Here is a 22,535-nt window from a genome sequence, read left to right on the forward strand (position 1 = left end):
CCCCTCCCGCGGGGTGGATCATCAGCCGCCGCGCAGCTTCGCCAGTTCCTCCGCGGCCACATCCTGCCGCACCCGGCGGCGGGCGACCAGGATGTTGGCCAGTTGCTCGACCTCCGCGCCGGTGGCGCCGACGGCGATGGCGACGTTATGGGCATGCAGCGCCATGTGGCCCTGCTGGATGCCGACCGTGGCTAGGGCCTTCAACGCACCAAAATTCTGCGCCAGCCCGACGGCGGCGATGATGCGCGCGAGTTCGGCGGCGGTGGAAACGCCCAGGATTTTCAGGCAGGCCTGTGCGGTCGGATGCACCTTGGTCGCCCCGCCGACCAACCCGACCGGCAAGGGCATCTCCAGCATGCCCGCCAGCGATCCGTCGGCCGTCACCTCAAAACTCGTCAGGCTGGAATAGCGGCCGTTGCGGGCCGCATAGGCATGCGCACCGGCCTCCACCGCGCGGGTGTCGTTGCCGGTGGCCAGTACGACAGCACTCACGCCGTTCATGATGCCCTTGTTGTGCGTGGCGGCGCGATACGGATCGGCTTCCGCAAAATGGTAGGCCGCGATCATGCCGTCGCGCACCGCTTCGCCGCCGATCGCGGCGACAGGCCAGACGGCGCGGGCGCGCGCCAGGCGCCGGTCGGCGAGGTTGGACAGGATGCGCAGGAAGACCTTGCCGCCGGTCCATTCCTCGATGGAGGGGGCAAGCGTCTCGGCCATGGTGTTGACGGTATTCGCCCCCATGGCGTCGCGGGTATCGACGATAAGATGCGTGATCACCATCGGCCCGCCGCGCGAGGCGAGGACCCGTACCTCCAGGTCGCGGAAGCCGCCGCCGAGGCGCAGCAGCATGGGATCGCAACTGTCGCAGATCGCCGCGATTTCCTCCCGCCGTTCCAGGATCATCATCCGCGCCTGTTCGGGATCGGGCACGCCGACCAACTGCACCTGCGCGATCATCAGGTTGCCGGAGACGGAGGTGATGAAGCCGCCGGAATCGTAGCATTGCCGCGCCGAATTGCAGACGGCGGCGACCACCGAGGATTCCTCGGTCGCCATCGGCACCAGCACGTCGCGCCCGTCGACCTTCATGTTGGTGGCGACGCCGATCGGGATCGAGAGCGTGGCCACCACGTTCTCGATCATGTGGTCCGCCAGGTGCGGATCGATGTTGCCAGGACGGCGCAGCGTGCCGACCGCGCTCTCGTCGAGATCGGAGAAGGCGGCCACAGCCTCTAGCCGTTCCTCGGTGGTCATGCGGTGGAAGCCGGAGATGCGGGAGGTGAGGTTGCGGGTCGGCATGGTCTGGGTCGTCCTGTCGTTATGCGCTGCGGGTCCGGCTATTCGAGGCGGATGCCGGCGTCCCGGATCAGGTCGCCCCAGCGCTTGGTGTCATCGGCCAGGGCAGCGCGCAGCGCCGTGGCATCGCCGCTGACGAGTTCCACGCCCTGTTCGGCCAGGCGGGCGCGGATGGTGGGATCGGTCGTCGCCACCTGCAGGGCGGCGGCGGCGCGGGTGATGATCGGGGCCGGCGTGCCAGCGGGCGCGAAAAGCCCCTGCCAGAAGAAGACCTCGAAGCCCGGGATGGTCTGGTTGATCGGCGGCAGGGCCGGATAATCGGCCAGGGGCGCGGCTGCCGTGACGGCCAGGCCGCGGGTCGCACCCTCGCGCAGGGTCGGGGCCGCTTCCTGCGGTGCCTGGAACATCGCATGCACGCGGCCCGCGCGCAGGTCCAGCGCCGCCGGCGCGCCACCGCGATAGGGGACATGCACGATGTCTATGCCGGTGCGCGCCTTGAACAATTCCAGGCACAGGTGGCTGACCGCGCCGGTGCCGGGCGAGGCGAAGAGCAGCTTGCCCGGATTGGCCTTGGCGTAGTCGATCAGCTCGGCCACCGACTGCGCCGGCACCGAGGGATGCACATGCAGGATGAAAGGGGTGCGGAAGACCATGCCGATCGCCTCCAGCTCCCGCCCCGGGTCGCGCGGCGTCAGGTTGGGCTGCAGGGTCTGGTTGATGGCGAGCGTCGTGGTGCCCATCACCAGCGTGTAGCCATCCGGCCGGGCGCGGGCGACAAAGGTGGCGGCGACCGAGGTCGCGGCACCGGGGCGGTTGTCCACCACCACCGGCACGTTCAACTCGCGCGACATGCGTTCCGACACGGCGCGGGAGGCGAGGTCGGTGACCCCGCCGGGCGGATAGCCCTCGACGATGGTGATGGCGCGGTTGGGCCAGGCTTCCTGCTGCGCCTGGGCGGCGAGCGGGGCGAAGGCAAGGCTGGTGGCGGCCAGCAGGCTGCGGCGGTTCATGATTTTATCCCTCCCGGTTTCTTGGACCTTATGGAGGGGATAGGTGTCCCATCGGGGCGGCAGCTGGAAGGGACAGTTCGGGGCTTTCTTGCTGGGACAGCGGGATGCCTAGCCCGCCGCCAAAACCTCCTTGGCGATCTTAAGCGCATGGTTCGCGGCCGGCACCCCGGCATAGGCGCCGACGCCCAGCAGCACCTCCGCGATCTCCTCCGGCGTCACCCCGGTGTTGCGGGTCGCCCGCACATGCAGGGCAAATTCCTCATGCCGGCCGAGGGCGGCCATCATCGCCAGGGTCAGCAGGCTGCGCGTGCGGCGGTTCAGCCCGGGTCGGGTCCAGACCCCGCCCCAGACGTTGCGGGTGATCCAGTCCTGGAACGCCGCATCCAGCGGCGTCGCGGCCGCCTGGGCGCGGGCCACATGCGCCGCGCCCAGCACGGCGCGCCGCACCGCCATCCCGGCCGCATGGGCATCGGCCGGCGGCACCCATTGCGCGTCGAGGTGGGCGGCGATGGCTGCGGTCGTGGGTTCGGCAAATTCCAGGGTGGGGATGTGGCTCGCGCCCTCGATCACCCGCACCACGGCGCCGGGGATGGTCGCGGCCATCGCCTGGGCGGCTTCGGGCGGTGAGGCGGGGTCGAGGCTGCCGACCACGATGGTCGTGGGCACGGTGATGCGCCCGGCGACGTGCTCCGCCCGCGCGTCACGAAGGGCCGCAGCGGCACCGGCGTAACCCTCGCCGGAGGTCGCCAGCAGCATCTGCTTCAGCCCCTGGGAGGAGTCCGCCGTCGGATCCACGACCCAGCGCGGCATCACCGCATCGACGATCGCCTGGGTGCCGGTCGTGCGCACGGCATCGATCCGCCCCTGCCACAGGTCGAAGGGCGGGAATTCCATGGCGGTGTCGAGCAGCAGGAGGGAGGCGACACGCCCTGGGTGCTCGGCCGCCAGCGTCTGCGCGATCCGCCCGCCGATCGACAGGCCGACGACATGCGCGGCCTCCAGCCCCAGTGCCTCCAGCAGCGCCACCTGGTCGGCCGCGAGTTGTGACATGCTGTGGTCGCCCGCCACGATGCCCGACAGCCCATGCCCGCGCAGGTCGGGGCGGATGAGGCGATAGCGCGTGGCCAGGGCCGCGACCTGCGGGTCCCATACATGCAGGGTCGTGCCGATGCTGTGCAGCAGCAGCACGGGCGGCGCTTCCGGCGGGCCTTCGATCACCACATGGGCGAGGAAACCAGGAAGGGGCAGGAACATGACATTGCCTCGTGCTGCGATGCGGACGCCAGCGTTAGGCGGCAGGGCATTCGGTTACAAGCGGCGGCTCAGGTCAGAAGACGCACCAGCCACAGGCTGATGCCCGGAAACGCCAGGCAGATGAGCAGCCGGATCGCGTCGGTCGCGAGGTAGGGCAACACACCGCGATAGGTGGAGGCGATCGGCACATCCCGCGCGAGCGAGGAGATCACAAAGACGTTGAGCCCGATCGGCGGCGCGGTCAGCCCGATGCCGACCACGATCAGCACCAGGATGCCGAACCAGATCGCGGTTTCCTCACCCGTCAGGCCGAAGTCCAGCGCGGTCACCACGGGGAAGAACACCGGCAGGGTCAGCAGGATCATCGCCAACTCATCCATCACCGCGCCGAGGATGATGTAGGAAAACAGCAGCAGCCCCATGACGAGGTAGGGCGCGAACCCCTGTTCCGCGATCCAGAAGGCCAGCAGCACCGGCGCCTGGGTCAGGGCGAGGAAGGCGTTGAACACTTCGGCGCCCAGCAGGATGGCGAAGATCATCGCGGTGGTTTCGGCGGTGCCGCGCAGGCTTTGCCCGATGCGGGTCCAGTCCAGCGTGCGACGGGCGAGACCGACGGCCAGGGTCGCGATGCAGCCGACCGCGGCCGATTCCGTGGGGGTGAACACCCCGCCATAGATGCCACCGACGACGACGATCGCGATCAGCATGACCGGGATGACGTTGAGGAAGGCGTCGCGCTTTTGCGCACCCGTGATGGCATCGCCCGCCGGCGCCAGGTGGGGCCTGGCGCGCACCGTCAGCCAGATCGCGACGATGTAGAAGGCGGTCGCCATCAGCCCGGGAATGAGGGCCGCCATGAACAGCTTGGCGATGTTCTGTTCCGTGCTGATCGCATAGATCACCAGGATCACCGAGGGCGGGATCAGGATGCCCAAGGTGCCGCCGACCGCGATGGTGCCGGTGGCGAAGCCATGGTCGTAGCCGTAGCGCCGCAACTCCGGCAGCGCCGCCCGGCCGAAGGTCGCGGTGGTCGCGACCGAAGAACCGCAGACCGCGCCGAAGCAGGCGCAGGCGGCGATCACGCTCATCGCCATGCCGCCGGGCTTGCGCCCGACCACGGCATTGGCGGCGGCGAACAGATCGCGCGCCAGCCCCGCGCGTTCGGCCAGCGCCCCCATCAGGATGAACAGCGGGATGACCGACAGCGTGTAGTTGGCAAACAGATGGAACGGCGTGGTCTTCAGGTAATTGGCCAGCGCCGCCCAATCGAGGATGTACACATACCCGAGCGCACCCACGACAAGCATCGCCAGCCCGATCGGCGCGCGCAGCGCGATCAGCGCCAGCATCACGGCGAAGCCGGCGGCGGCCTGGACGAATTCCGGCTGCATCAGTGGAGCCCCCGCAACAGCCGCGGCACCCACCACAGCGCGACCACCCCGGTCAGGGCGAAGACGCCGGCGCCGACGCCGACGGCCCACCAGGTGGGCATCGCCAGCACCATCGTCTCGGTATGGTTGCGCAGCATCTCCTGCGCGCCCACGGCCATGCGCTCGGCCAGCGCCAAGGTGATTCCCGCCCAGACCAGCGACCAGAAGGCATCCATCCAATCGGTCACGCGCGCCGGCAGCCAGGTTGTGAACGTATCCACCAGGATGTTGGACCGCATGACGGTGCCATAGGCGAGGAAGCCGAAGACCGAGAGCCCGGCGCCGATCTGCACCAGTTCGAAATCGCCGGGGATGCTGTCGCTGGTCAGCCAGCGCTTCAGCACCGACACGGTGGTGAACAGCGCGGTGGCCAGCAGCATGACGCCGCCAGCAATGGCGACCAGGGCCGCAACGCGGGGGATCAACCCCGGTGGGGGGCCGTGCGGCGCATCCTGCGCCTCTCGTGGCGTGTCAGCCGCCATGCATGCTGCTCATGGTTTTTCTAGGTCCCCGCCCGGCCAATCGTTGGTCGCATGGCGCGCCGCGCCCGCCAAGCGGAGACAGTCTGCCCTGCCATACCGCTTCACCCGGCAGCCATGCCGGGCGAAGCAGTGTGGGGTTCAGGCGGCGCCGGTGCCGTATTTGGCGACCAGGCGGCGCGCATCCGCCAGCAGCGCCGCGCCGTCGAAACCGCGCGCGGCCGATCCCGCGACCCAGGCATCCACGACCGGTTGGGTCGCCGTCACCCAGCGCGCCTTCTCGGCCTCGGACAGGGTGATGATCTGGTTGCCGCGGCGGCGCACCATCTCGGCGACCGGCGGGCCTTGTTCGTCCCAGACGCGGCCGGCCATCTCGGCGGCCGCCTGGCCGGAATTGGCGTCCAGCACGCGCTTCAACTCCGCCGGCAGGGCCGCGTATTTCGCGTTGTTCATCGCGATGATGAAGGTCGCGATATACAGCGTCGGCGTGCCCGGGATTTCCGTGTGGAAGCGCACGAGTTCCTGCAGCCGGATCGACGGCACGACTTCCCACGGCACCACGGCGCCATCGATGACGCCCTGGCTCAGGGCTTCGGGCACCTGCGGCACGGGCATGCCGATCGGGGATGCGCCGAGGGCGCGCAGCGCCTCGCCGGCCTGGCGTGTCGGGAAGCGCAGCTTCAACCCGCGCATGTCCTCCATGGTGCGGACTTCGCGCTTGGCGTGGATGGAGCCGCCGTCATGGCCCCAGACGCAGATCGGGTGCACTTCGCGGAATTCCTCGCGCAACTGCGTCTCGTAGAATTCCTGCACCGCCTTGGCATTCGGCACGCCGAGCTTGTTGGCGACGAAGGGCAGTTCGAAGACCTCGATCTTGGGGAAGCGGCCGGGGGTATTGCCGGGCAGGGTCCAGATCATGTCCACCACGCCATCGCGTGCCTGGTCGAACAATTGCGGCGGCGCGCCGCCCAACTGCATGGACGGGAAGATCTGCACCCGCAGCGCGCCATTGGACTCGGTTTCGATCTTCCGCGCCCAGGGCATCAGGAAGAAGCGGTGCACGTTCGACACGGGCGGCAGGAAGTGGTGCAGCCGCAGCGTGACCGCCTGGGCATGAGCGGGGCGGATCAACCCCGGCGCGGCCAGGGCGGCGGCAAGCGGCAGAAGGGCGCGGCGTTCGATCATGGCGTTTGCGTTTCCCCGGTCGTCCATGGCGGTCATTGCCGCATCATCTTCGCATCTGCCCGGATGCGCCGCGGTATTCAAGCGTTTCCGTGTGACGCAGGGTCACGCGCGCCGCGTCAATGTGGCAGGGCGTTGCACAGGGCGACCAGGGCCCGCGCCCGCGCCCCCACCAGCCCCGCATCATCGCCCGGCTTGTAGAGCGAGGATCCAATCCCGAACCCCGCCGCCCCGGCCACGCGCCAGGCGGCGATGTTGTCGGTACCGATGCCACCCACCGGCAGCAGCGGCGTGCCCTTCGGCAGCACCGCCAGCATCGCGCGCAGCACGGCGGGGGAGGCCGCTTCGGCCGGAAAGAGCTTCAGCCCATCGGCGCCGGCGGCGAGGAGCGCAAAAGCCTCGGTCGGGGTGAAGCAGCCTGGCACCACGACCAGCCCCAGCCCCTTGGCCGCCCGCACCACATCGACGGCGGCATGCGGGGTCACGATCAACCGCCCGCCGGCGGCGGCGACCTGGGTGACCTGGTCGGGCGTCATCACCGTGCCCGCGCCGACCAGGGCCGCGGGGAAGCGCGCGGCCAGGCGGCGGATGCTCTCGATCGGGTCGGGCGAATTCAGCGGCACTTCCAGGATGCCGAAGCCGGCGCCGACCAGCGCCTCGCCGATCGGCAGCGCCTCATCGGGGCGCAACCCGCGCAGGATGGCGACCAGCGGGCAGTGGGCGAGGTGGTCCTTGAGCGTCACAGCAAGCCTCCGATCGCGAAGAGCCCGGCGGGGGTGACATCGCCATGCACCGCCTCGCAAGGGATGCCGAGCACGCCAAAGGCCTCGACATAGCGCGCGCCGAGGCCGCTTTCAGCGAGCACGTGGAAGGGCGCCGCGCCGAGCGTGGTGCCGGCCAGGATTTCGCTGCCGATCAGCAGTCCAGAGAGGTGGGAGAGGGAGGCCGCCGGCGTCATCCCATCCAGAAGCGAGGCAGCGCGCAGCGTAAAGATGTGGTGCAGCAGGCCGGTGGGCTCGCGCGCCTGGGTCACCCCCGCGGCGAAGGCGGCGGCATCGTGCGGCGCCTCGGCATCCAGGGTGCGGGCCAGGATGGTGTGGGTCGAGAGCGCGGAGAACACCTCACCGGTCATATGGGTCATGAAGCCGGTGATCCGGCCATCCGCGATGGCCATCCATTTGCCGTGGGTGCCGGGCAGCACCAGGGTGGCGGAAGCCTGGCCGAGGCGGGCGATCAGGGCGGCGCCCTTGGTCTCCTCCCCCCGCGCCACATCCGGCCGGCCCCAGGCGTCGCGGCAGGACAGGCCGGGGATGATGAAGGCACGGGCGCCGGGGATGGCGACCTCGGTCAGCGATGCGGCCAGCAGGGCGGGGTCGGCGGGGCAGGGCAGGTAGGCGGCCTCGGCCCAGCCCTGGCGGCTGCCGACCATGCCGCACATGATGATCGTGGTCTCGCCATCGGCGATCCAGGCCCCGGCGTGGCGCAGCAGGGTGGCGGGAAAGCCGCCCGGTGGGCCGGAGAGCAGGCCCTCGGGCGCGGCCAGGCGGTCGCGGATCGTGCCATCCGGGCCGAAACGCCAGGCGCGCAGGTTGGTGGTGCCCCAGTCGACGCCGATCATGCGTTTCTCCCTTGCCGGGCAGGGTGGCGGCCTGGGGGCTGGCCGGCAAGACGGCAGGCTTGCCCGGGGCGGCGGGGGCGGGGCAGTCTCGGCATCGCAACGGGCGCCAAACAGCCCGCGTCGGGAGAAGAAACGCGATGACCCTTTTCAAGACCGGCCTTCTGGCCGCGACCTGTGCGGCCGTGCTCGGCGGCCCGGCGGCGGCGCAACTCGCGCTGTCCGGGAATGACAACAAGGCCGTGCTCGACAATGGGGTGACCCGGATCGTGCAGAACCCGGCGCCGGATACGGTGGCGCTGCTCGACCTGGGCGCCAACCCGCCGGCGATGATCGCCGAGGCGCAGGTGCCGCATTCGGTCGTCGGCCCGCCCTACTCCGTCGCGATCAGCCCCAACGGGCTGATTGGCCTGGTCAGTTCCAACCAGAAGATCGACCCGGCCAACCCGGCCCGCACCATCCCCGACAACCGGCTGACCGTGCTGGACCTGTCCAACCGCGGCATTCGCGTGGTCGGCACGCTGGAGACGGGGGCGGGGCCGGCGGGTATTTCGTTCAACCGCGCGGGCACGCTGGCGCTGGTCGCCAACCGCGCCGAGGGGACCATCAGCGTGTTCCGCGTGCGCGACGGGCAGGTGACGCCGCTCGGCAAGGTCACGGTCGGCAATGCCGCCAGCGAGGTCAGTCACGTCGCCTTCACCCCGGATGGCACCCGCGCCCTGGTCACCCGCAACGGCGACAATTCGATCGGCGTGCTGGAGGTCGCCGGTGAAACGGTGACGGTGCAGGACCGCCAATTGACCCCGGGCGTTCGCCCCTATGGCCTGTCGATCGCCTCGCACGGCCGGGCCGCGGTGGTCGCCAATATCGGGCGCGGCACCGGCGATGCCGATACGATCAGCGTGATCGACCTGGCGCGCGAACCCTATCGCGTGGTGGAGACCATCAGCGTCGGCCAGACGCCGGAGGGCATCGAGCTTTCGCCCGACGGGCGGTTCGTCGCGGTGACGGTGATGAACGGGTCGAACAAGCCGCAGGGCTCACCGTTCCTGGGGACGGGGCTGGTGCGGGTGTACCGGCTGGATGGCACGTCGCTGCGGCATCATGGCGATGCGACTGTCGGCGGCTGGGCGCAGGGGGCCGCCTTCAGCAGCGACGGGCGGCGCCTGTTCGTGCAGAACATGGTGGAACGGAACATCCAGGTGCTGGAGATCACCGAACAGGGCGTGCGCGACACGGGACAGAAGATCGCGATGAGCGGCGGTCCGGCCGCGATCCGCATCGCGGAACCGACCCAGTAGCCCAAAAACCCCAATAACAAACCAACGCCCGCATCCATCCCTGGCGGGGCGGATGCGGGCGTTGTCGTCGCGCGGGGCCGGGAGGGGGAGTTACCCCGCGCGGAACATGCCTGCGATCAGCGGCCGAGGACGCTGCCGATCTGGCCGCGCGTCAGGCCGATATCGGCCAGTTCGCGGTCGGTCATGCCGCGCAATTCGGCTTCCATCTCCATCCGCGCCGGGATGGCGGCGATGCGGGCGACGACGGCCATGACGGCGCGGCCGACGGTGGCGACCCCGCGGGCGATGGCATGGTCCTGGGCATGGGCGACGGCTGCGCGCAGCTCATCCACCAGCACCGCATCGCGGGGGCGGGTGAAGGGGGCCATGCCGGCGAGTTCCGCCTGGTTCATCCGGGCGTCCATGATGTGTCCTATCAATCTGTCTGCGTGCGGACCGGGTTGGCCGCTGTTTGTTCGCGGGTGGATATGTAGGCCAGTGCCGAAAAATCGGTTGTGACAAGCCTGGCGGTTAGCCATGCGTCGAACGCATGTAATACTGTGGAAACATGTGTTGATGCATGGGCGGCCCCGGCTTGGCGGCGGCGGCGCATTCGCTACCTTGTGGCGATGACCGCAAACACCCCCGCCGACCGCCTCGCTGCCCTGCGCCAACGCCTGACCGAGGCCGGGGTCGATGGCGTCCTGGTGCCGCGATCCGATGAATTTCTGGGGGAATACGTGCCCGAGTCGGGCGACCGCCTGGCCTGGCTGAGCGGGTTCACCGGCTCCGCCGGCATGGCCATCGTGCTGATGGATCGCGCGGCGGTCTTCACCGATGGGCGCTACACCACCCAGGTCGCGCAGCAGACCGACGCGATCCTGTGGGAACGCCACCACATCACCGACAGCCCGCCCACCGCCTGGCTGCGCGCCAATGCCGCCGGGCGGCGCATCGGCTACGATCCCTGGCTGCATACCGAAGCGGCCCTGGCGCGGCTGGCCGAGGCGGGGGTCACGCTGGTGCCACTGGCGGCCAATCCGCTGGACCAGGCCTGGGCCGACCGGCCATCGGCCCCGGCGACCCCGGTCGAGCCACATCCCCTGGCCCATGCCGGCGTCGACGCCGCCACCAAGCGCGAGGCGGCGGCAAAAATCCTGCGCGAGGCCGGCCAGGCGGCGGCCGTGCTGGCCGATCCGCACAGCATCGCCTGGCTGCTGAACATCCGCGGGCGCGACCTGCCGCATACGCCGCTGGCGCTCGGCTTTGCCCTGCTGCGGGCGGATGCCTCGGTGGCGCTGTTCCTGGACCCGGCGCGGGTCGGGGCCGAGGCGCGCAGCCATCTGGGCAATGCCGTGCAGGTCCTGCCGCGCGACGATCTGCCGGCCGCCCTGGCCGCGCTGACGGGCAAGATCGTGCGGCTGGACGCCGATGCGACGCCCGCCTGGTTCGCCACCAGCCTGCGCGCGGCCGGGGCCACCGTGGCCACGGCCGATGACCCTTGCCGCCTGCCGCGCGCGACGAAAAACCTGGTGGAGCAGGCGGGGACCCGCGCGGCCCACCTGCGCGATGCCGTCGCCCTGGCCCGCTTCCTGGCCTGGTTCGCCGAAGCCGGCCCCACCGGCGGCCAGACCGAGATGTCGGCGGCCGCCCGCCTGCTGGAGGAGCGCCGGCGCAAACCCCTGTTCGTCGCCGAGGCATTTCCGGCCATCGCCGGCGCCGGGGAACATGGGGCGATCGTGCATTACCGGGCGACCCCCGAAAGCGACCGCGCCATCGCGGCAAATGAGGTGTTCTTGCTCGATTCCGGCGGGCAGTATCGGGATGGCACGACGGATGTGACCCGGACCGTCTGGACCGGGCCGGCGGCGCCGCCGGCGGAACTGGCCGACCGCTATACCCGCGTGTTGCGCGGCCATGTCGCGCTGGCGACCCTGCGCTTCCCGGCCGGGGTCGCGGGGCCGCATCTGGATGCGATCGCGCGGCGGCCCCTGTGGGACGTGGCGCTGGACTACGACCACGGCACGGGCCATGGCGTCGGCTCCTTCCTGTCGGTGCATGAGGGGCCGGTCGCCTTCAGCCGCGCGGCCAAGATCGTGCCCTTGCAGGCCGGGATGATCCTGTCGGACGAGCCTGGTTTCTACCTGCCAGGCGCCTATGGCATCCGCATCGAGAACCTGCTGCTGGTCCGCACCGACACCGGCCGCTTCCTGGGGTTCGAGACGCTGACCCTGGCCCCCTACGACCGCCGCCTGATCGCAGTCGGGCTGCTGACCGCCGATGAACGCGCCTGGGTCGATGGCTACCACGCCCGCGTGCTGGCCGAGGTCGGCCCGCTTCTGGATGATGCGGCGACCGCCGCCTGGCTGCGGGCGGCCTGCGCCCCGCTGTGACGCTCGACGGTGTTCCGGTCCTGCTGTGCTTTGGCCTGATGGGGGATGTGCGGGCGCGGATCGGCCTGGACTACATGGGGGCCCAGGCACGTTGGCTGCGCGACCAGGGGGCGCTGGTCACCCGGCTGGACCTGCCGACGAGTGCGGCGGTCGCTACCAATGCCGGGCGTATCGCCGATTGGTTGCGGCAGAACCCGGCGCCGGCCTTGGTCATCGCCCATAGCAAGGGCGGGCTGGAGGCGCTGTCCGCCCTCTGCGACCCCACCATTCGCTGCCTGGGGTTTATCGCCCTGCAGTCACCGTTCCATGGCAGCCCGGTCGCCGATGCGCTGGCGGCGCGCCAAAGAATGCGGCTGGCGGCGGGGGTGGCGCTGCGGTTGCTCGGCACCGGTTCGGGGGCGGGGCTGGATGATTTGACGACCACGGCGCGGACAAGCTGGATGGCGGAGAACGCGGCGGCCGTGGCGGCGGTGGTCGGGCGGCTGCCCGTGTTGGCGGTGGGATCGGATGTGCTGGCCGCCCCGGTGCCGGTGGGCGACCGGCACTATGTCTGGATGGCCCAGTGGCTGACGACGCATGGCGTGGGGGCGAATGACGGGCTGGTGCCGGTCGCCTCGGCCAGGCTGCCGGGGGCGCCGTTCCTGGAAATGCCGGGTTCGCATATCGCCTTGATCGCCGAGGGGCCGGGCCATGATCCGGTCGGCATGCTGCGCGGCGTGCTGGCCGATTTCGTCGCGGCTACAGGCCCGCCATAAGGCGGAAGGCGGCCTCGTCCAGCACGGTGACGCCGAGGGCGGCGGCCTTGGTGGCCTTGGACCCCGCATCCGCGCCGGCGACGAGATAATCGGTCTTTGCCGAGACGGATTTGGCGACCTTGGCGCCCAGCCGTTCGGCGATGGCCCCGGCTTCGTCGCGCGCCATGCCCGACAGCGTGCCGGTGAAGACGAGTGTCTTGCCGGCGAAGGGGCCGGAGGCATCGCCGGTCTCGGCCTCGGCCGGGGTGACCTGGGCGGCGAGGTCGTCCAGCGCGGCCAGGTTGTGGGCCTCGGCGAAAAACTCGACCAGTTCCTCGGCGATGGCGGGGCCGATGCCCTGGATGGTGCCCAGGGCTTCGCGCGCCTCGCTGCCGATGATGCGGGCGTCGAGCATCCCCGCGCGCCAGGCGGCGAGGCTGTGGTAGTGCCGCGCCAGCAATTTTGCGTTCTGTTCGCCGATGCGGCGGATGCCGAGGGCGAAGAGGAAGCGTTCCAGCGGCGGCCTGCGCCGCGCCTCGATGGCGGCGAGGAGGTTGTCCACCTTGCGCTCGCCCCAGCCGTCCCAGGACAGCAGGGTCGCGCGGTGTTCGCGCAGGCGAAAAATGTCGGCCGGAGTGCGGACCAGCCCGGTGGTGAACAGGCGTTCCAGGTTTTCGCCGCCCAGCCCCTCGATATCCATCGCGCGGCGGCTGCAGAAATGGATCAGCCGTTCCAGCGCCTGGGCGGGGCAGATCAGTCCGCCGGTGCAGCGGCGCACGACCTCATCCGGCGGGCGGATCGCATGGCTGCCGCAGGCGGGGCAGGTTTGCGGTGGTTGCCAGGGCACGGTGCCGGGGGGGCGCTTGTCCAGCACGACTTGCACGACCTGCGGAATCACGTCGCCGGCGCGCTGGATGACGACGGTGTCGCCGATGCGGACGTCGAGGCGCGCGATCTCGTCTTCATTGTGCAGAGTCGCGTGGCGCACCAGCACGCCGCCGACATTGACCGGCGCCATCACCGCGCGCGGGGTCAGCGCGCCGGTGCGGCCGACCTGGATCTGGATGTCCAGCAGGGTCGTCGTCGCCTGTTCGGCGGGGAATTTCCAGGCCACGGCCCAGCGCGGCGCGCGGCCGACGAAACCCAACCGCGCCTGCAAGGCGATATCGTCGAGTTTATAGACCACGCCATCGATGTCGTAATCCAGCGTCGCGCGATCCGCCGCCATCCTCGCGTGGAAATCCGGCGCGGCTTCGGCGGTGACGAGGGTCGAGAGGGGGTTCACGTCAAACCCCCAGGCGCGCAGCCGTTCCAGATAGGCGTGGTGGCTGTCGGCGGGGGCTTCGCTTGCGGCACCCAGCGCATAGGCGAAAAGCCCGAGCGGGCGCGATGCGGTCACGGTCGGGTCCAACTGGCGCAGCGACCCGGCCGCGGCATTGCGCGGATTGACCGGCACGACGATGGCATCGCCCAGCTTGCCGCCCGCTTCGCGCCGCGCCTCGCGGTCCTCCGCCGCCTTTTCCTGCGCTGTGCGGAAGGCCAGGAAATCCGCCTTGCTCATGAACACTTCGCCGCGGATTTCGATATGCCTGGGCGCCGGGCCGGCCAGGCGCTGCGGCAGGCTTTTGAGCGTGCGCAGGTTGGCGGTGACATCCTCGCCCTCGGTCCCATCGCCGCGCGTGGCGCCGCGAAGGAAGACACCGTCTTCATAGGTCAGGTTGATCGACAGGCCGTCGATCTTCGGTTCTGCCACGAAGGTCAGCGGCGCATCGCCGGGCAAGGCCAGGAAGCGGCGGATGCGGGCGCAGAACTCGGCAAAATCCTCGGCCGAGAAGACGTTGTCGAGCGACAGCATCGGCACGCCGTGGCGCAGCTTGGCGAAGCCGGGCGCCAAGGCGGCGCCGACGCGGCGGCTGGGGCTGTCGTCGCGCACCAGGGCGGGGAAGCGTGCCTCGATCGCGCGGTTGCGGGCGACCAGCGCGTCATATTCGGCGTCGCTGATCTCGGGCGCGTCGCGGCGGTGATAGGCGTCGTCGTGGCGCGCGATCTCGGCCGCCAGGGCGGCGAGTTCCGCGGCCGCCTCGGCCTCGGTTTCGACGGAGCCGCTCATCCCACGGCGGCCAGCAGTTCATCGGCGGCGGCGCGGGCGGCTTCGGTGACTTTTTCGCCGGCCAGCATGCGGGCGATTTCCTCGCGCCGCGCACCGGTATCCAGCGCCAGCACGCGGGTTTCCGCGCGGCCGTCGCGCAACCGCTTGGCGACCTGGAAATGCGCGGCGCCGCGCGCCGCGACCTGCGGGCTATGCGTCACGACCAGCACCTGCACACGGGCCGCGACCTTGGTCAGGCGGTCGCCGACGGCGGCGGCGGTGGCGCCGCCGATGCCGCTGTCCACTTCGTCAAACACCAGCGTCGGCACCGGGCTGCCGCGCGACAGCACGACTTTCAGCGCCAGCATCAGCCGCGACAATTCGCCGCCCGATGCGATCTTGGCCAGCGCACCGGGGGTCTGGCCGGGGTTGGTGGAGACGAGGAATTCCACCCGGTCCTGCCCATCGGCCCCCCAGGCGGCTTCCGGCCGGGGGGTCAGCGTGGCGGTCACGCGGGCGCGGTCCAGTTTCAGTGGCACGAGTTCCCGCGACAGGGCTTTTTCCAACCGGGCGCCGGCCTCCGTGCGCGCCTGGGTCAGGGCATTGGCGGCGGCGACATAGGCGGTGCGGTTTTCCCGCGCGGCCTTTTCCAGCGCCGCGACGCGCCCGGTCCCGGCGTCCAGCGAAGACAGCCGCGCCTTCAGGCTTTCCAGCAGATCCGGCAATTCCACCACCGCGACGGCGTGCTTGCGGGCGGCGGCGCGCAGGGCGAACAGGCGCTCCTCGGTCTGTTCCAGCGCGCGGGGGTCAGGGGCCGCGTCCTGCACCATGCGGGTCAACAGGGTCTCGGCCTCCGACAGCGCGTCCTGCGCCATGCCGAGCAGGGTCAGCGCGGGCTGGATGCCTTCCTGCTGCGCCTGGTCCTGGCCGGGCATGCGTTCCAGCGCGCGGGCGGCGCTGCGCAGGGCATCGGCGGGGCCGCCGCCGCGGCGGCGATCGCGCGGGGTCAGTTCGGCCAGGGCGGCCGCCACGGCCTCGGCCCGGCGTTCGCCGTGTTGCAGCCCCTGGCGGCGGGTGGCGAGGGCTTCTTCCTCGCCCTCCTGCGGGGCCAGGGCGCCGAGTTCGGCGACGGCGTGGCGCAGCCATTCTTCGTCGGCCTGGGCCTCGGCGATGGCCTTCTGGGCGGCGTCCAGGGCGCGTTCGGCGTCGCGCCAGGCGCGGTGGGCGGTGGCGACCTGGGTGCGGTCCGTCTCCAGCGCGCCAAAGGCGTCGAGCAGGGCCGCATGACCGGCGGGGTCGGCCAGGCCGACCTGGTCGTGCTGGCCCTGGACCTCGACCAGCAAGGCCCCCAGCCGGCGCAGCAGGGCGACGCCCACGGGCTGGTCGTTGACGAAGGCGCGGGACTTGCCGTCGGCCTGGACGACGCGGCGCAGGACGATCTCGTCCTCCGCCTCGATCCCCTGTTCGATCAGCAGGGCGAAGGCGGGGTGGCTGGTGGGCGGCTGGAAGGCGGCGGAGACGCTGGCCTGGTTTTGCCCGGCGCGGACCAGCCCGGCCTCGGCCCGCTGGCCCAGGGCGAGGCCCAGGCTGTCCAACAGGATCGACTTGCCGGCACCGGTTTCGCCGGTCAGCACCGACAGGCCCGGCCCAAAGGCCAGGTCCAGGCGTTCGATCAGGACGACGTCGCGGATCGCCAGCGCCTGCAGCATTGTGTCAGCCGCGGGTTGTGTTGCGCACCGGGGCTAAAACACCCAGTTGACGGCGCGGGACAGGAAGCCCGGGCGGTCCTGCGCCGCGCGCGGCGCGCCCTCGACCAGCAGCGCGTAGCTGTCCTGGTACCAGGGGCTGCCCGGGTAGTTGTGGCCCAGCACGCTGGCGGTGCGCCGTGCCTCATCCGTCAGGCCGAGGGAGATGTAGATCTCGGTCAGGCGGTGCAGCGCCTCGGGCACGTGGTTGGTGGTCTGGTAATCGTCCACGACGCGGCGATAGCGCCCGACCGCCGCGGCCATCAGGTTCCGGTTCTGGTAGAAGCGGCCGATGTGCATCTGCTGACCGGCCAGGTGGTCGCGTGCCAGATCCATCTTCAGCCGCGCATCGCGGGCGTAGGGCGTGTTGGGGAAGCGGTTCTGCACGTCCTGCAACGCGGTCATGGCCAGTTCGGTGCCGCTCTGGTCGCGTTCGGCATCGACGATCTGTTCGTAGAAGCACAGCGACCGCAGGTAATAGGCATAGGCGATGTCGCGATGCGCCGGGTGCAGTTGGATGAAGCGATCCAGCGCGCCCACGGCCTCGGTATACCGATTGCGGCTGTAGTCGGCGAAGGCCGACATCAGCTTCGCCTGGGTCGCCCAGGTGGAATAGGGGTATTCGCGGTCCACCGTGTCGAACAGCTCGACCGCCTGCGCGTAACGCTGGGCGTTCAGCGCATCCATGCCGCCGGCATAGAGGCTTTCGGGGCTTTCGGTCGCCAGGGCCTGTTGGCGCGGCGTGGCGCGGCCGGTGGCGGTGCCATCCCAGGCGCGGATGCCGCCGTCGCCGGAACAGGCGCCGAGGCCGAGCAGGAGGCTGGCTGCGAGAAAGAGCGGGCGGGTCAGGCGGTGCGTCGACATGGGGCCTGTCTAGCATGGCTGGCGGGCCGGATGGCAGGGGGGGCGTGCGCGGCGACGCCCTTCCGCCCGTAACGTATCGAAACCGGGTCCGCGACGTCGGGACGATCAGGCGGCGGTGGCGAGGACCCGCGCCTTGGCCGGCGCCCGGGCCGGCAGGTAATCGGCACCGCGCGACGACGGCGAGGCATCGACCCAATCGGGTTCGACCACGCGAAACGCGCTCTGATCGGCGAAGACGGCGCGCAGCAGCCGGTTGTTCAGCGCATGGCCGGAACGGTAGCCCGAGAAGCGGCCGGTGATCGGGTAGCCGGCCAGGGCCAGGTCGCCGACCACGTCCAGCAGCTTGTGGCGCACGAATTCATCTGCGCTGCGCAGCCCGGTGGGGTTCAGGATCATCGGCCCATCGACCACCACGGCATTCACCAAGCTGCCACCGCGGGCGAGGCCGGCGGCCCGCAACCGGGTCACATCCTCGGCCAGCGTGAAGGTGCGGGCATCGGCCAGGGCGTGGCGGAAGGTGTCCGGCGTGATGCGCACGGCCAGCGACTGGCGGCCGATGGCGGTGTTCGGGAAGTCGATGGTCAGCGCGGCTTCGAACGCCGCCGACCAGCCGGGGCCGGACTGGGTCGGGCGCAGTTCGGCCCAGGCCGCATCGGGGCCCTCGCCCTCGGTCACGCGCACGGGCTTGAGGATTTCCAGCACGCCGACCGGCAGCGCGCTTTCGCTGTAGCCGGCGCTGTCGAGCAGGAAGAGGAAGTCGCGGGCGGAGCCGTCGAGGATGGGGACCTCGGCCGCATCGACCTCGATCACCGCATCATGCACGCCGGCCCCGGCCAGGGCGGCCATCACGTGTTCGATGGTGCCGATCCGCGCCGATCCGCCGCCCGGCGTGCCGAGGGCGGTGCAGAGGCGGGTATCGACGACATAATCGTAGCGGGCGGGGATTTCGATGCCGATATCGGTGCGGCGGAAGCGGATGCCGGCGCCGGGGGCGGCCGGACGCAGTGTCATCCTGACCTTGGAGCCGGAATGCAAACCGATGCCGACGCAGCCGATCGGTGCCCGCAGCGTACGCCGCATGCCACCCGAACCCGCCAGCATCGCAATCGATTGATAACCGTCCATGAGCACCTTGTCCCGGGAAGCCAACCAACCGGCGGAGGATCCGCGGGATGTCAGGGCGCGCCCCGGCGGCGCGACTTCCGCATGCAATATGCCCGGGGGGGTGGGCCACCACGAGTCAAGCCTTGTTTCTCCATGTTTCACTACAAGCCGTTGATTCTAAACAATCTGTGCAGTGCAAAATGAGGCATGAATAAGGCCGCCTTGGACCCCATTCCTCGCCCGCCGAAACCGCTCCGCGAAAATCCCCGCGGCATTAAGGGGGCATAAGCCTGGCGTCGGCACACTGGCCCCTCCGTTAGCAGCGCCATGTGAATCGAGGGTTGATCCATGCAGATCCGGACATTGTTCCTTGCGGGGTTCACCGCCGTGGCCATCCCGGGCCTGGTCGCCGCCTCCTGGCTGGCGGTGCAGAATGCCGGGACCCTCAATCGCAGCGTGGCGGCCGAACGTGCGGCGCGGGTGATCAGCGATGTGCAGCGCGCCCAGACGGCGTTTGCGCTGGAGGCGGGGCAACTGACCGCCGCCACCCTGGCCGCCACGCCCGACCGCGATGCCCTGCAACGCGCCCGTGGGGAAAGCGACCGCCTGCTGGAGGCAGCGCGTCTGAGCGCCCTGGCATCCGGCCTCGACCCCGCCGCCGCCGCCGACAGCATGGCGGCGCTGGCGCGGCTGCGGCAGCGGCTGGATGGCCTGCTGGCCCAGCCCCCGGCGGCGCGGGACGCGGGCTATGCGCGGGATGTGCTGACCGACCGCCTGGCCCTGGGCAACCGCCTGGTCGAACTGGCCGGCACCGCCGCCCGGCGTGTCACCACCGATGCGCCCGCCATCGCGACCGCGGTCAATGTCGCGATCCAGGGGATGGACATTCGCGACTACGCCGGGCGCCGCAACCTGCTGATGAACGCCTGGGTCGGCGGCCGCCCGGTGCTGCCCGCCGATGTCGTCACCGCCGAGCAGATGACCGGCCGGGTGGAACAGGCCTGGGAGAGCGCGCGACGCATGATCGCGACCATGGACGACGCGCCGGCCGTGACGGCCGAGGCCGCGCGCCAGGTCGAAACCTTCCAGGGCCGTGACGAGCCCCGTTGGCGCCGCCTGATGGAATGGGCCCGCGTGCGTGCGGCCGCCGGGGCCGCCGCGACCCCCTGGTCGGAGGATCTGGCCACCTTCCGTGGCTGGAGCGTGCCGGCCCAGGCCAGCATCCTGCAATTGCGCGATGCGGCGCTGGAACAGGTGCTGGCCCAGGCGGCGGCGATCACGCAGGGCGCCCGGATGCAACTGGTCTTCGCGGTTGTGCTGGCCCTGGTCGCGGCCGGGCTGACGATCGGCTCCGTCGTGCTGTTGATGCGCCGGGTGGTGTCGCCGCTGCTGGCGGTGACCGACACGGTCGACCGGATCGCGGCGGGCGACCTGTCGGTGGTGGTGACCGGGCGCGACCGCGCCGATGAATTCGGCCGCCTGGCGACCGCCGTCGATACGCTGCGCGCCGGCGCCATAGCGCGGGAGGAGATGGCCGCGGCCCGCGTCGCCGACGAAGCCGCCAAATCCGCGCAGGCCGAACGCGTCGCCACCCTGATCCGCAGCTTCGAAGCGGAGGCGGCGGTGGTGCTGCGCGCCGTGGCGACGGCGGCGGCCGGGCTGGACGGGACCGCGTTGGACATGACCGCCGTCGCCCGCGATGGGACGGACCAGGCGATCTCGGTCGCCGCCGCGTCGGAACAGGCCAGCGTGAACGTGCAGACGGTCGCGAGTTCGGCCGAGGAGCTGGGCGCCTCCATCGCCGAAATCTCACGCCAGGTGAACGACGCCGCGGTGGTCGCGCGCCAGGCGGCGGAGAACACCCGCCAGACCGATGCCACGGTGCAGGAACTGGCCACGGCCGCCAGCCGCATCGGGGAGGTGGTTCGCCTGATCAACGGCATCGCCAGCCAGACCAACCTGCTGGCGCTGAACGCGACGATCGAGGCGGCGCGTGCCGGTGAGGCCGGCAAGGGCTTTGCCGTCGTGGCGTCGGAGGTGAAGACCCTGGCCGCGCAGACCGCCCGCGCGACCGAGGAAATCGGCGCGCAGATCGCCACCATGCAGCGCGAGACCACGCGCACGGTGACCGCCATCGCCGGCATTTCCCGCACGATCGAGCAGATGGGCACCAATACCGCGGCCGTGGCTGCGGCCGCCGAACAACAGGCGGCGGCCACGCAGGAAATCGGGCGCGCTGTGGCCGAGGCGGCGTCAGGCACGCGCGAAGCGGCGCGGCATGCGGCGGGGGTGCGGGAAGGCGCGGAACGCACCGGCGCCTCGGCGGTCGAATTGCGCGCGGCGTCGGGTGAACTGGCGAAGCAGGCGGATCAGATGCGCGGCCAGGTGGACCGCTTCCTGGCGGATATCCGGGCGGCGTGAAGCCGCCGCCCGTCGAAGTGGATCAGTTGTTCTGCTTGCGCAGGAAGGTGGGGATGTCGAGCCCCATCTCCTCCGAACGGGGTTCCGCACGGCGATGCTGCGGGGCAAGCCCCGGTTCCTGCCGCATCTGTTCCGCCTGGTAGGTCGGCTCGGCGGGCAGGGCGCGCTTCATCATGCCGGTGCCAGTCACCTTCTGGAACAGCGACGCGAAGGTGCTGGGACGTGGCGGCTGGCTGGCGACAGGGGCCGGGCGGGGGGGCGGCACCATCTGGGCGGGGGCCGCCATCACAGGTTCCGGCGCCTGCTGCTCCGGCTCGTAGTCCTGCTGGATCACGGGCTCGGCATAGGCCTCGGGCGGGGCTTCGGTGATCGTGGCCGGGCGGCGCAGGCCGGGCATCATCGGGGCCGCGGGCTGCGGCATCGCGGCCGGCGCCATCTGCGGTGCGGCCGGCATGCGGACGGGGCCAGCCGGCACGGCAGGGCGCCCAACGGGGGCGGCCGGGCGGAAGGCGGTCGGCGCAGCCGCGGGCTGCGGCGTCGCAGCGGGCGCACCCTGCACGATCTGGCCGGGCACGCTCTGGCCGGCCACGGCAAAGGTGATGCCGCCGCCGCCCATGGCGACCAGCTTGGGGCGTTCGGCCTGCTGCTGGACCTGGGCCTCGATGCCGGTCGCCACGACCGACACGCGCAGGCGGCCGTTCATGGTGGTGTCGAGCGAGGTGCCGAAGATCAGGTTGGCGTCGGGATCGACCTCACGGCCGATGCGCTGCACCGCTTCGTCCACTTCGAACAGGGTCACGTCGTCGCCGCCGGTGATGTTCACCAGCACGCCGCGCGCGCCGCGCATCGAGGTGTCTTCCAGCAGCGGATTGCTGATCGCGGCTTCGGCGGCGCGGATGGCGCGGTCCTCGCCCTCGGCTTCGCCCGTGCCCATCATCGCCTTGCCCATTTCGGACATCACGGTGCGGATGTCGGCGAAGTCCAGGTTCACGACGCCGGGCTTCATCATCAGGTCGGTCACGCCGGACACGCCCATGTAGAGCACGTTGTCGGCCATCTTGAACGCCTCGGCGAAGCCGGTGCGCTCATTGGCCATCCTGAACAGGTTCTGGTTCGGGATGACGATCAGCGTGTCGACGTATTGCTGCAGCTCGGCCAGGCCCTGTTCGGCCACGTCCATCCGGCGCTTACGCTCGAAATCGAAGGGCTTGGTGACGACGCCGACGGTCAGCACGCCGCGTTCGCGGGCCAGGCGCGCGATGACGGGGGCCGCGCCGGTGCCGGTGCCGCCGCCCATGCCGGCGGTGATGAAGACCATGTGGCAGCCGTCGAGGTGACGGGCGATGTCCTCGGCCGCTTCCTCGGCCGCCGCGCGCCCGATCTCGGGCTTGGCGCCGGCGCCGAGGCCCTGCGTCAGATGCGGCCCCAACTGCACGCGCCGGTCGGATTTGCTGCGTGCGAGTTGCTGCGCGTCGGTGTTCGCCACCAGGAATTCGACGCCTTCAAGCCCCGATCCGATCATGTTGTCGACAGCATTCATGCCGCCGCCACCGACGCCGATCACGGTGATGCGGGGCGAGAAATCCGCCACGGCCTGCCGCTGAATCGTCAGGTTGAGTGTCATTGCCGCGTCATCCTC

The 22,535-nt window shown here is 70.7% G+C and carries 18 protein-coding genes; 4 read left to right on the forward strand and 14 right to left on the reverse strand.

Annotation, left to right across the window (positions count from 1 at the left end):
• Positions 1–21 precede the first annotated feature (21 nt).
• The 8 genes from ACQW02_RS03600 to ACQW02_RS03635 form a co-directional block, all read right to left on the reverse strand.
• Positions 22–1,299, reverse strand: a complete 1,278-nt coding sequence (locus ACQW02_RS03600; protein WP_431283908.1) for a hydroxymethylglutaryl-CoA reductase, degradative — start codon at positions 1,297–1,299, stop codon at positions 22–24.
• 38 nt (positions 1,300–1,337) lie between these two features.
• Entirely contained in the window at positions 1,338–2,306 is a 969-nt protein-coding gene (locus tag ACQW02_RS03605) for a Bug family tripartite tricarboxylate transporter substrate binding protein (protein WP_431283909.1), read from the reverse strand.
• A gap of 108 nt (positions 2,307–2,414) precedes the next feature.
• Positions 2,415–3,560 (reverse strand): 4-carboxymuconolactone decarboxylase, encoded by a 1,146-nt coding sequence (gene pcaC, locus ACQW02_RS03610; protein WP_431283910.1) that lies wholly within the window; start codon positions 3,558–3,560, stop codon positions 2,415–2,417.
• A 68-nt stretch (positions 3,561–3,628) separates the two neighbouring features.
• Positions 3,629–4,951 carry a TRAP transporter large permease gene (locus ACQW02_RS03615; protein ID WP_431283911.1) on the reverse strand — a complete coding sequence of 441 codons (1,323 nt, stop codon included), beginning with the start codon at positions 4,949–4,951 and terminating at the stop codon, positions 3,629–3,631.
• A complete protein-coding gene (locus ACQW02_RS03620; RefSeq protein WP_431283912.1) occupies positions 4,951–5,472 on the reverse strand; it encodes a TRAP transporter small permease in 522 nt (173 codons plus the stop codon). The genes ACQW02_RS03615 and ACQW02_RS03620 overlap by 1 nt, the downstream gene beginning before the upstream one ends.
• Positions 5,473–5,610: 138 nt before the next feature.
• Entirely contained in the window at positions 5,611–6,654 is a 1,044-nt protein-coding gene (locus ACQW02_RS03625; RefSeq protein ID WP_431283913.1) for a TRAP transporter substrate-binding protein, read from the reverse strand.
• A gap of 116 nt (positions 6,655–6,770) precedes the next feature.
• A complete protein-coding gene (locus tag ACQW02_RS03630; RefSeq protein WP_431283914.1) occupies positions 6,771–7,394 on the reverse strand; it encodes a 2-dehydro-3-deoxy-6-phosphogalactonate aldolase in 624 nt (207 codons plus the stop codon).
• Complete coding sequence (locus tag ACQW02_RS03635) at positions 7,391–8,269, reverse strand: 2-dehydro-3-deoxygalactonokinase (RefSeq protein WP_431283915.1); 879 nt, start codon at positions 8,267–8,269, stop codon at positions 7,391–7,393. The genes ACQW02_RS03630 and ACQW02_RS03635 overlap by 4 nt, the downstream gene beginning before the upstream one ends.
• A 137-nt stretch (positions 8,270–8,406) precedes the next feature.
• Between ACQW02_RS03635 and ACQW02_RS03640 the strand changes: the two genes are divergently transcribed.
• Positions 8,407–9,567 (forward strand): YncE family protein, encoded by a 1,161-nt coding sequence (locus ACQW02_RS03640; protein ID WP_431283916.1) that lies wholly within the window; start codon positions 8,407–8,409, stop codon positions 9,565–9,567.
• 116 nt (positions 9,568–9,683) lie between these two features.
• Here the strand turns inward: ACQW02_RS03640 and ACQW02_RS03645 are convergent, their stop codons facing one another.
• The gene (locus ACQW02_RS03645) at positions 9,684–9,971 is read right to left on the reverse strand and encodes a DUF1127 domain-containing protein (RefSeq protein WP_431283917.1); all 288 of its coding nucleotides are present in this window, start codon (positions 9,969–9,971) and stop codon (positions 9,684–9,686) included.
• A 204-nt stretch (positions 9,972–10,175) separates the two neighbouring features.
• Here ACQW02_RS03645 and ACQW02_RS03650 point away from each other — a divergent pair, with 204 nt between their 5' ends.
• Together ACQW02_RS03650 and ACQW02_RS03655 are read left to right on the forward strand one after the other, a co-directional pair.
• Positions 10,176–11,939, forward strand: a complete 1,764-nt coding sequence (locus ACQW02_RS03650) for an aminopeptidase P family protein (RefSeq protein WP_431283918.1) — start codon at positions 10,176–10,178, stop codon at positions 11,937–11,939.
• On the forward strand, positions 11,936–12,694 hold the full coding sequence (locus ACQW02_RS03655) for a hypothetical protein (RefSeq protein ID WP_431283919.1): 759 nt from the start codon (positions 11,936–11,938) through the stop codon (positions 12,692–12,694). The genes ACQW02_RS03650 and ACQW02_RS03655 overlap by 4 nt, the downstream gene beginning before the upstream one ends.
• On the opposite strand, the gene ligA is transcribed toward ACQW02_RS03655, so the two are convergent.
• From ligA to lpxC, 4 genes are all read right to left on the reverse strand, one after another.
• Positions 12,678–14,783, reverse strand: coding sequence for an NAD-dependent DNA ligase LigA (ligA, locus tag ACQW02_RS03660; RefSeq protein ID WP_431283920.1), 2,106 nt, complete (start codon positions 14,781–14,783; stop codon positions 12,678–12,680). The two genes, ACQW02_RS03655 and ligA, sit on opposite strands and share 17 nt — an antisense overlap.
• Complete coding sequence (gene recN, locus ACQW02_RS03665) at positions 14,780–16,471, reverse strand: DNA repair protein RecN (protein ID WP_431283921.1); 1,692 nt, start codon at positions 16,469–16,471, stop codon at positions 14,780–14,782. The genes ligA and recN overlap by 4 nt, the downstream gene beginning before the upstream one ends.
• 33 nt (positions 16,472–16,504) lie before the next feature.
• Entirely contained in the window at positions 16,505–17,371 is an 867-nt protein-coding gene (locus ACQW02_RS03670) for an outer membrane protein assembly factor BamD (protein WP_431283922.1), read from the reverse strand.
• Between the two features lie 105 nt (positions 17,372–17,476).
• A complete protein-coding gene (lpxC, locus tag ACQW02_RS03675) occupies positions 17,477–18,496 on the reverse strand; it encodes a UDP-3-O-acyl-N-acetylglucosamine deacetylase (RefSeq protein ID WP_431283923.1) in 1,020 nt (339 codons plus the stop codon).
• Between the two features lie 327 nt (positions 18,497–18,823).
• Between lpxC and ACQW02_RS03680 the strand changes: the two genes are divergently transcribed.
• Complete coding sequence (locus ACQW02_RS03680) at positions 18,824–20,896, forward strand: methyl-accepting chemotaxis protein (RefSeq protein ID WP_431283924.1); 2,073 nt, start codon at positions 18,824–18,826, stop codon at positions 20,894–20,896.
• Between the two features lie 22 nt (positions 20,897–20,918).
• Here the strand turns inward: ACQW02_RS03680 and ftsZ are convergent, their stop codons facing one another.
• Positions 20,919–22,520 carry a cell division protein FtsZ gene (gene ftsZ, locus ACQW02_RS03685; protein ID WP_431283925.1) on the reverse strand — a complete coding sequence of 534 codons (1,602 nt, stop codon included), beginning with the start codon at positions 22,518–22,520 and terminating at the stop codon, positions 20,919–20,921.
• Positions 22,521–22,535 lie beyond the last annotated feature (15 nt).

The sequence above is a fragment of the Humitalea sp. 24SJ18S-53 genome, assembly GCF_050632385.1.
Lineage (GTDB): Bacteria > Pseudomonadota > Alphaproteobacteria > Acetobacterales > Acetobacteraceae > Humitalea.

Excerpts from the sequence above, each read along its gene's own strand:
- ACQW02_RS03670 (WP_431283922.1), bottom strand. The coding sequence starts at position 17,371 with ATGTCGACGCACCGCCTGACCCGCCCGCTCTTTCTCGCAGCCAGCCTC.
- ACQW02_RS03640 (WP_431283916.1), top strand. The coding sequence starts at position 8,407 with ATGACCCTTTTCAAGACCGGCCTTCTGGCCGCGACCTGTGCGGCCGTG.
- ACQW02_RS03615 (WP_431283911.1), bottom strand. The coding sequence starts at position 4,951 with ATGCAGCCGGAATTCGTCCAGGCCGCCGCCGGCTTCGCCGTGATGCTG.
- pcaC (WP_431283910.1), bottom strand. The coding sequence starts at position 3,560 with ATGTTCCTGCCCCTTCCTGGTTTCCTCGCCCATGTGGTGATCGAAGGC.
- ACQW02_RS03650 (WP_431283918.1), top strand. The coding sequence starts at position 10,176 with ATGACCGCAAACACCCCCGCCGACCGCCTCGCTGCCCTGCGCCAACGC.
- ACQW02_RS03645 (WP_431283917.1), bottom strand. The coding sequence starts at position 9,971 with ATGGACGCCCGGATGAACCAGGCGGAACTCGCCGGCATGGCCCCCTTC.
- recN (WP_431283921.1), bottom strand. The coding sequence starts at position 16,471 with ATGCTGCAGGCGCTGGCGATCCGCGACGTCGTCCTGATCGAACGCCTG.
- ftsZ (WP_431283925.1), bottom strand. The coding sequence starts at position 22,520 with ATGACACTCAACCTGACGATTCAGCGGCAGGCCGTGGCGGATTTCTCG.
- ligA (WP_431283920.1), bottom strand. The coding sequence starts at position 14,783 with ATGAGCGGCTCCGTCGAAACCGAGGCCGAGGCGGCCGCGGAACTCGCC.
- ACQW02_RS03680 (WP_431283924.1), top strand. The coding sequence starts at position 18,824 with ATGCAGATCCGGACATTGTTCCTTGCGGGGTTCACCGCCGTGGCCATC.
- ACQW02_RS03635 (WP_431283915.1), bottom strand. The coding sequence starts at position 8,269 with ATGATCGGCGTCGACTGGGGCACCACCAACCTGCGCGCCTGGCGTTTC.
- ACQW02_RS03625 (WP_431283913.1), bottom strand. The coding sequence starts at position 6,654 with ATGATCGAACGCCGCGCCCTTCTGCCGCTTGCCGCCGCCCTGGCCGCG.
- lpxC (WP_431283923.1), bottom strand. The coding sequence starts at position 18,496 with ATGGACGGTTATCAATCGATTGCGATGCTGGCGGGTTCGGGTGGCATG.
- ACQW02_RS03620 (WP_431283912.1), bottom strand. The coding sequence starts at position 5,472 with ATGGCGGCTGACACGCCACGAGAGGCGCAGGATGCGCCGCACGGCCCC.
- ACQW02_RS03605 (WP_431283909.1), bottom strand. The coding sequence starts at position 2,306 with ATGAACCGCCGCAGCCTGCTGGCCGCCACCAGCCTTGCCTTCGCCCCG.
- ACQW02_RS03600 (WP_431283908.1), bottom strand. The coding sequence starts at position 1,299 with ATGCCGACCCGCAACCTCACCTCCCGCATCTCCGGCTTCCACCGCATG.